Annotated in this window: 4 protein-coding genes; 2 read left to right on the top strand and 2 right to left on the bottom strand. The window is 71.7% G+C overall.

What is annotated here, in order from left to right; all coding sequences use genetic code 11:
- On the bottom strand, positions 1-976 hold a 976-nt coding region (locus VF746_05130), incomplete at its 3' end, for an ATP-binding protein (protein ID HEX8691778.1).
- 279 nt (positions 977-1255) lie between these two features.
- On the opposite strand from VF746_05130, the gene VF746_05125 reads away from it, so the two are divergent.
- Entirely contained in the window at positions 1256-2647 is a 1392-nt protein-coding gene (locus tag VF746_05125) for an aminotransferase class V-fold PLP-dependent enzyme (GenBank protein HEX8691777.1), read from the top strand.
- Positions 2648-3008: 361 nt separating this feature from the next.
- Positions 3009-4124 carry a ketoacyl-ACP synthase III gene (locus tag VF746_05120; GenBank protein HEX8691776.1) on the top strand — a complete coding sequence of 372 codons (1116 nt, stop codon included), beginning with the start codon at positions 3009-3011 and terminating at the stop codon, positions 4122-4124.
- A gap of 258 nt (positions 4125-4382) precedes the next feature.
- Here the strand turns inward: VF746_05120 and VF746_05115 are convergent, their stop codons facing one another.
- Complete coding sequence (locus VF746_05115) at positions 4383-6431, bottom strand: M3 family metallopeptidase (GenBank protein ID HEX8691775.1); 2049 nt, start codon at positions 6429-6431, stop codon at positions 4383-4385.
- Between the last annotated feature and the right edge of the window lie 223 nt (positions 6432-6654).

Below are 6654 nucleotides of genomic sequence, written 5' to 3'. Positions count from 1 at the left end.
CCAGGTCCACCTCCTGGTCCGCCTGGGTGCGGAAGTGGTACAGGCGCGGCTGCGCGTGGCTCCAGGCCAGCTGCTTGCGCACCTCCATCGCCACGAAGCTCTCCAGCAGCCCGCCGAACGCCGAGAGCGCGTCGGGGCCGCCGGGCCCGTCCAGCCCCAGCAGGTAGGCCGCGAGCCCGGTGTCGCAGAGCAGCACCTTCGGCGACTTGGTCAGCCGCTTCCCCAGGTTTCCCGACCACGCGGGGACCGTCCCCACCAGGAACGTCATCTCCAGCAGGGCCATGTAGCGCTTGAGGGTGCTCTGGGGGAGGGTGCTGCTGCGGGAGAGCTCGGAGAAGTTGAGGAGCGTGCCGGTCCGCGCGGCCAGCAGCGCCAGCAGCCGCGGCAACTCGGCCAATCCGTCGATGTTGGCGATGTCGCGGACGTCGCGCTGGAGGATGGTGGTGATGTACGAGCCGAACCACGCGCGCCGGCGCCGCGCGGCGTCGCGGGCCAGCACCTCCGGATACCCGCCCGAGACCACGCGGCGCGCCAGCTCGTCACGTCCGATGGCCGCGTCGGCCGGGAGCGTGAGCGCCCCGCCGGAGAACAGGGCGTCCACGAACCCCTCGCGCGCTCCCTCGATCTCCCCCTGCGACAGCGGCCACAGGGTGAGCACCTCCATCCGTCCGGCGAGCGACTCGGAGACCCGCGGCAGCATCAGCACGTCGGCCGAGCCCGTGAGCAGGAAGCGTCCGGCACGCCGCTCGCGGTCCACCGCCGCCTTGAGCGCCACGAACAGCTCGGGCGCGCGCTGCACCTCGTCCAGGATCGTGGACCCGTCGAGCCCCGCCACGAAGTCCTCCGTCGCCGTCCGGGCGGCGGAGAGGACCGACGCGTCGTCCAGCGTCAGGTAGCGCGCGGAAAACGCGTCGGAGTCGAGCGACTGCACGAGCGTGCTCTTCCCCACCTGCCGCGCTCCGTTCAGGAGCACCACCGGTGTGTCGGAGAGCGCTTCACGAAGGCAGCTTTCGAGGTGACGCGGATACATGGAATTCTTCCTCCTGGTCCATGCAAATTAACCATACGGTGGTTGAAAATCAACCATGAAGTGGGGAATTTCCAGCCAGAGAAGAGAGCCTCGTGCATCTGCATCCGGTTCGCCGACCAGAGGTGCAGCCTTGCCCGCGAGGGCTGCGGCAGGTAGCTTCCGTGCGCTGCAAGGGCCACTCGGGCGCGGAGTTGCGGCGCTTTCGGGAGCGACGGGGAGAGCGAGATGACCGACACCTTCGCCGAGCTGCGGCGGCGCGAGTTCAGCCGGCTGGACACGCAGGGGCACGTGTACCTGGACTACACCGGCGCGGGCCTCTACGCCGAGAGCCAGGTGCGCGCGCACTCCGACTACCTGTGCCGGAGCATCCTGGGCAACCCGCACTCGCGCAACCCCACCTCGCAGGCCGCCACGCGCAAGGTGGAGGAGGCGCGGGCGAAGGTGCTGCGCTTCTTCAACGCCGACCCCGAGGCGTACGAGGTCGCCTTCACCCTGAACGCCAGCGGCGCGCTCAAGCTGGTGGCCGAGGCGTACCCGTGGGAGGAGGGCGTGCAGTTCCTGCTCACGGCCGACAACCACAACTCGGTGAACGGGATCCGCGAGTACGCGGCCGCCCGCGGCGCCGAGGTGCGCTACGTGCCCCTGGGGCGCGACCTGCGGGTGGACGACCTGGAGGCGCACCTGACCTGCCCGGACTGTACCAGGCCCAACCTCTTCGCCTTCCCCGCGCAGTCGAACTTCTCGGGCGTCAAGCACCCGCTGGAGTGGATCGAGACGGCGCGGGAGCACGGCTACCACGTGCTGCTCGACGCGGCCGCCTTCGTCCCCACCAGTCGGCTGGACCTGAGCCGCTGCACCCCCGACTTCGTCTGCCTCTCGTTCTACAAGATGTTCGGCTTCCCCACCGGCGTGGGGGCGCTCGTGGTGCGGAAGAACGCGATGGGCGAGCTGCACCGCCCCTGGTTCTCGGGGGGCACGGTGCGCTTCGTGTCGGCGCAGAACCGGCTGCACCTCTCGCACGTCACCGGGCGCTCCTTCGAGGACGGCACCCCCAACTACCTGGGGATCGCGGCCGCCTCGGCGGGGCTCGACTTCCTGGCGGAGATCGGGATCGAGCGCATCAACCGGCACGTGATGCGGCACACCGCGCTGCTGCTGGAGCGGCTGAAGGGGCTCCGCCACTCCAGCGGCGCGCCGCTGGTGCGCATCTACGGCCCGCAGGACACGGAGCGGCGGGGCGGCACGGTGCCCTTCAACCTGCTGGACCCCGAGGGCGAGCTGGTGGACTTCCGCGTGGTGGAGCAGCGCACCAACGAGGCGAACATCTCCATCCGCACCGGCTTCTTCTGCAACCCCGGCGCGGCCGAGTTCGCCTTCGAGTACCACGACGACGAGGCGTTCCGCTGCATCCAGACGCTCACCCCCGAGACCTTCACCCTGCAGCAGTTCTCCGACTGCATGGGCGACCAGGCGGTGGGCGCCGTGCGCGCCTCGCTGGGGATCGCCAGCAACGAGGCCGATGTCGACCGCCTGATCGCGGTGCTGGAGACCTTCCGCGACGCCCGCCACCCCGTGATGACCCCCCAGCAGGCGGCCGAGCTGGCCACGATCGACTGACCCGGTCCTCGCCACGGACGCGGTGTCCCCGCCGCGTCCGCCGACCCTCTCCCCGACCGCGGGAGAGGGTCGTTTCGTGCCTGAAAGACCTCCCCTCCTCCCTGCCTGGGACACGTCCGCCTCACTTTTGCGACCCGGGTGTCCCAGTTCCGGGGCGAAGCTGTCCCCGCGGCGCCGCACTGCGGTCCCATGAAAACGTTTACCATGGAACGAGATGCGCCGTCCGCAGCCTTCCCGCGCCGGCTCCGGCACCGCGGTTGCCTTCCCGCCGGCCGTCCGCGCGACGCTAGAGCCGCGGGCCTGACCCAGCGAATCCGCCGGCTGTCGGCGGTGACGGCATAGATCCGAGGAGAACAGAACCATGGTCCACTTCCCGAACGCCCTGTACCGGGGCGTCCGCATCGTGGGGGCGGGCGCCTACGTCCCCACGCGCGTGGTCGACAACCGGCGCATCGCCGAGGCGATCCCCGGCTGGAGCCCCGAGCGCATCGAAGAGAAGACCAGCATCCGCGAGCGCCGCTGGCTGTGGGAGGTGGACGCCGAGGCCGGAGTGGCCGTGGCGCCGCCGCTCACCGCGGGCGAGCCGGCGTCGAACACCGACATGTGCGAGGTGGCGCTCAGGAAGGCGCTCGAGGTGGCGGGGCTGCCGGCGGCGGAGCTCGACGCCGTGTTCCTGGTGACCTGCACCCCGGACCGGCTGAACTTCAACCACGACGCCATGGAGGTGCACCGGCGCCTGGGGTGCCGCCCCGACGCCTACGCGCTGGTGATCGACGACGGGTGCGGCGGCACGCCGTACATGCTCGACATGGCGTACCGGATGATCCGGAGCGGCGCCCTGCGCACGGTGGCGGTGATCGGCTCCACGCTCACCTCGCCGCAGCTCGACCGCGAGGTGCACACCGGCTGGGTCGACCCCGGCGGCGGCCGCAACCCAGTGAGCGCGTTCCTGTCGATGTACCTGTTCGGCGACGGGGCGGGCGCGGTGGTGGTGCGCGGCGACGGGATGGCCGGCGAGGGGATCGTGGCCTCCACCTCCGGGAACGACTACGCCGAGCTGGTGCTGCGCCGCGCCGGCGGCGCCATGCGGCCGGTGCACCGGGGCCTGCCCAACCCGGCCGAGAACACCTTCGTGGTGGACGGCCAGCTGGTGGCCGAGAGCTACGGCGTGTTCATGCAGAAGACGATCGACGCGCTCCTGGCCGAGCGGCCGGAGCTGGCGGGCGAGGTGAAGCGCTACTACTTCCACCAGCCCAACAAGCGGCTGATGGACCGCTTCGTCGCCTCGGCGGGGCTGGACCCGGCGCGCGTGGCCTACAACGTGGACCGCTACGGCAACACCTCGGCGGCGGGGATGTTCATCCTGCTGGCCGAAGACCTGGAGGCGGGCACCGTGCGCCTGGGGAGCGGCGACCTGGTGATGATCGCCGCCGTCGGCGCCAACGTCCACTACGGCGGCCAGCTCGTGCGCCTGTGAGCAGGTTCGGCATCGGCGAAGAAAGCCCCTCTCCCGGCGGACCGGGAGAGGGGCTTCTGCGCGCTCATGGTTCTCAACGCGAGGTGTTTCATAGGGGCGAGCCTGCGAGTCCGAGCACGGGCGGCATCAGCGCAACAGGCCGCCTGCCGCGCGCGAGCCCGGCATTCCGACGGTCGAGGCAGGCCTCGCCCCTACGGGAGCGGTGTTTCGTACCTCGTACTCCGTACCCCGTACTTCCGTACTCTCGTACTTCCGCACTCACGCACTCCCCAGGTTCCGCCGCAGCAACGCCTCGGGGTCCGGGTCGCGGCCCATGAACTCGCGGAAGAGCTCGTCGGGGTCGGTGTCGTCGCCGCGCGAGAGGACGCTGTCCACGAAGGCGCGGCCCGCCTCGCGGCTGAAGAGGCCCTCGCGCTCGAAGCGGGTGAAGGCGTCGGCCTCCAGCACCTCGGACCACAGGTAGCTGTAGTAGCCGGCCGCGTAGCCCCCCGCGAAGATGTGCGAGAAGCCGGTGATGAAGTGGTCGTCGGCGAACTCGGGGCGGTGCTGGAAGCGGCCCAGCACCCGCTTGGCCCGCTCCACCGGGTCCTCGCCCGAGGCCGGGTCGTACTCCACGTGCAGGTCCAGGTCCACCGTGCCGAAGGAGAGCTGCCGCATCTGGTGGTGCGCCGCCATGAAGGTGCGCGCCGCCATCATCTTGCGGTACAGCTCCTCCGGGATCGGCTCGCCCGTCTCCCAGTGGCGCGCGAACAGGTCCAGCGCCTCGCGCTCCCAGGTCCAGTTCTCCATGATCTGCGACGGCAGCTCCACCCAGTCGGGGGGGACGTGCGTTCCCCCCAGCGAGGGCACCTCCACGCGCGAGAGCAGGTGGTGCAGCAGGTGCCCGAACTCGTGGAACACCGTCTCCACCTCGCGGTGGGTGAGCAGCGCCGGCCGGCCCCCCTCGGGCGGCGACACGTTCCCCGCGATCAGCGCCACGGCGGGGACGCGCCCGCCCCCGGCGCCGCCCGGGCGGCCCACCACCAGGCCGTTCATCCACGCGCCGGCCCGCTTGGACTCGCGCGGGAACCAGTCCATGTAGAACGTGCCCAGCACCTCGCCGTCTTCGCCGAGCGCCCGGTAGGCGGCGACCTGCGGGTGCCAGACGGGGAGCTCCGGCGCCTCGCGCACCTCCACCCCGAAGAGGCGGCGCACGATCTCGAAGAGCCCCGCCAGCACCCGGTCGAGCGGGAAGTACGGCCGGAGCGCCTCGGCGTCCAGGTCGTAGCGCGCCAGCCGCATCTTCTCGGTGGCCCAGGACAGGTCCCACGCCTCCAGCCGCTCCAGCCCCAGCTCGCCCTGCGCGAAGGCCTCCAGCGCCGCTCTCTCTCGCTCCCAGTGCGGCCGCGTGCGCCCGGCCAGGTCGCGCTCGAACTCCACGGCGCGCCGGCCCGTCTTCGCCATCGCCTCCTCGAGGGCGAAGTCGGCCCAGTCGCGGTAGCCCAGCAGGTGCGCCAGCTCGCGGCGGAGCTCCAGCACCCGCCGGATGATCGGGCGGTTGTCGTACGGCGGCTCCGAGCCGCGGTTCATGTAGGCGCGCCACATGGCCTCGCGCAGGTCGCGGCGGTCGGCGTACTGCACGAAGGGGTGCCACGAGGGGTGGTGCAGGGTGAAGCGCCACCCCTCGACCCCTTTGGCCGCGGCGGCCGCACGCGCCTGGGCCCGCGCCGAGGCGGGGAGCCCCGCCAGGTCGGCCTCGTCGGTGAGCACCAGGTCCCAGGCGTTGGTGGCGTCCAGGACGTGGTTGGAGAAGTCGGTGAGGATGCGCGAGAGCTCGACCTTGATGGCCTCCACGCGCTCCTTGCGCGCGGGGTCCAGGTCGGCGCCGGCGCGCAGGAAGCCCCGCACCGTCTTCTCCAGGTGGCGCCTGCGGATGCCGGTGAGCGAGCGCGCCTCGCCGCTGGCGGCGTAGCCCTGCACGGCGCGCCAGAGGCCGGGATTGAGCGGCAGGCGCGCGGCGAACGCGGAGTACTCGGGGAGCACCGTCTCATACGCGGCGCGCAGCTCGGGCGAGCTCATCACCGCCATCAGGTGGCCCACGGGGCGGACCACCTGCCCCAGCCGCTCGCCGATCTCCTCCAGCCGCCAGACGGTGTTCTCGTAGGTGCGCGGCCCGGTGTCGGCGACGAGCGCCTCCACCTCGGCCTCGGCCTCGGCCAGCGCCTGGCGGAAGGCCGGGACCACGTGCTCGACCGCGATCCGGTCGAAGGGAATGGGGAGCTCCCGCGCCAGGAGCGGGTTGGTCATAATCGCTGCTTCGTCGCTCACCGCCACTTTCCGGCCCTTTCTGCTCTGGTTTGGGGAGGCACCGCCCGCAAAGGCCGCTGATAAACCCGAGGCCGGGTCCGGGGTCCGTCCGCGGCCCGCCAGATTCTACGGGCGGTGGCAAGACCGCTGCCAGTCCCGGCCGCGGGGGTCCTCGCCCGCGGGGCCCTCACCCGCCGCCTTGGAGCGGCAACCCTCTCCCGGCTCCCTGCAGTTGCGTGAGGGA

This window comes from Longimicrobium sp., from assembly GCA_036389795.1.
Classification (GTDB): Bacteria; Gemmatimonadota; Gemmatimonadetes; order Longimicrobiales; family Longimicrobiaceae; genus Longimicrobium.
The sequence above is the reverse complement of the archived record's forward strand: the minus strand, read 5'-3'. Positions and strand labels throughout refer to the sequence as shown.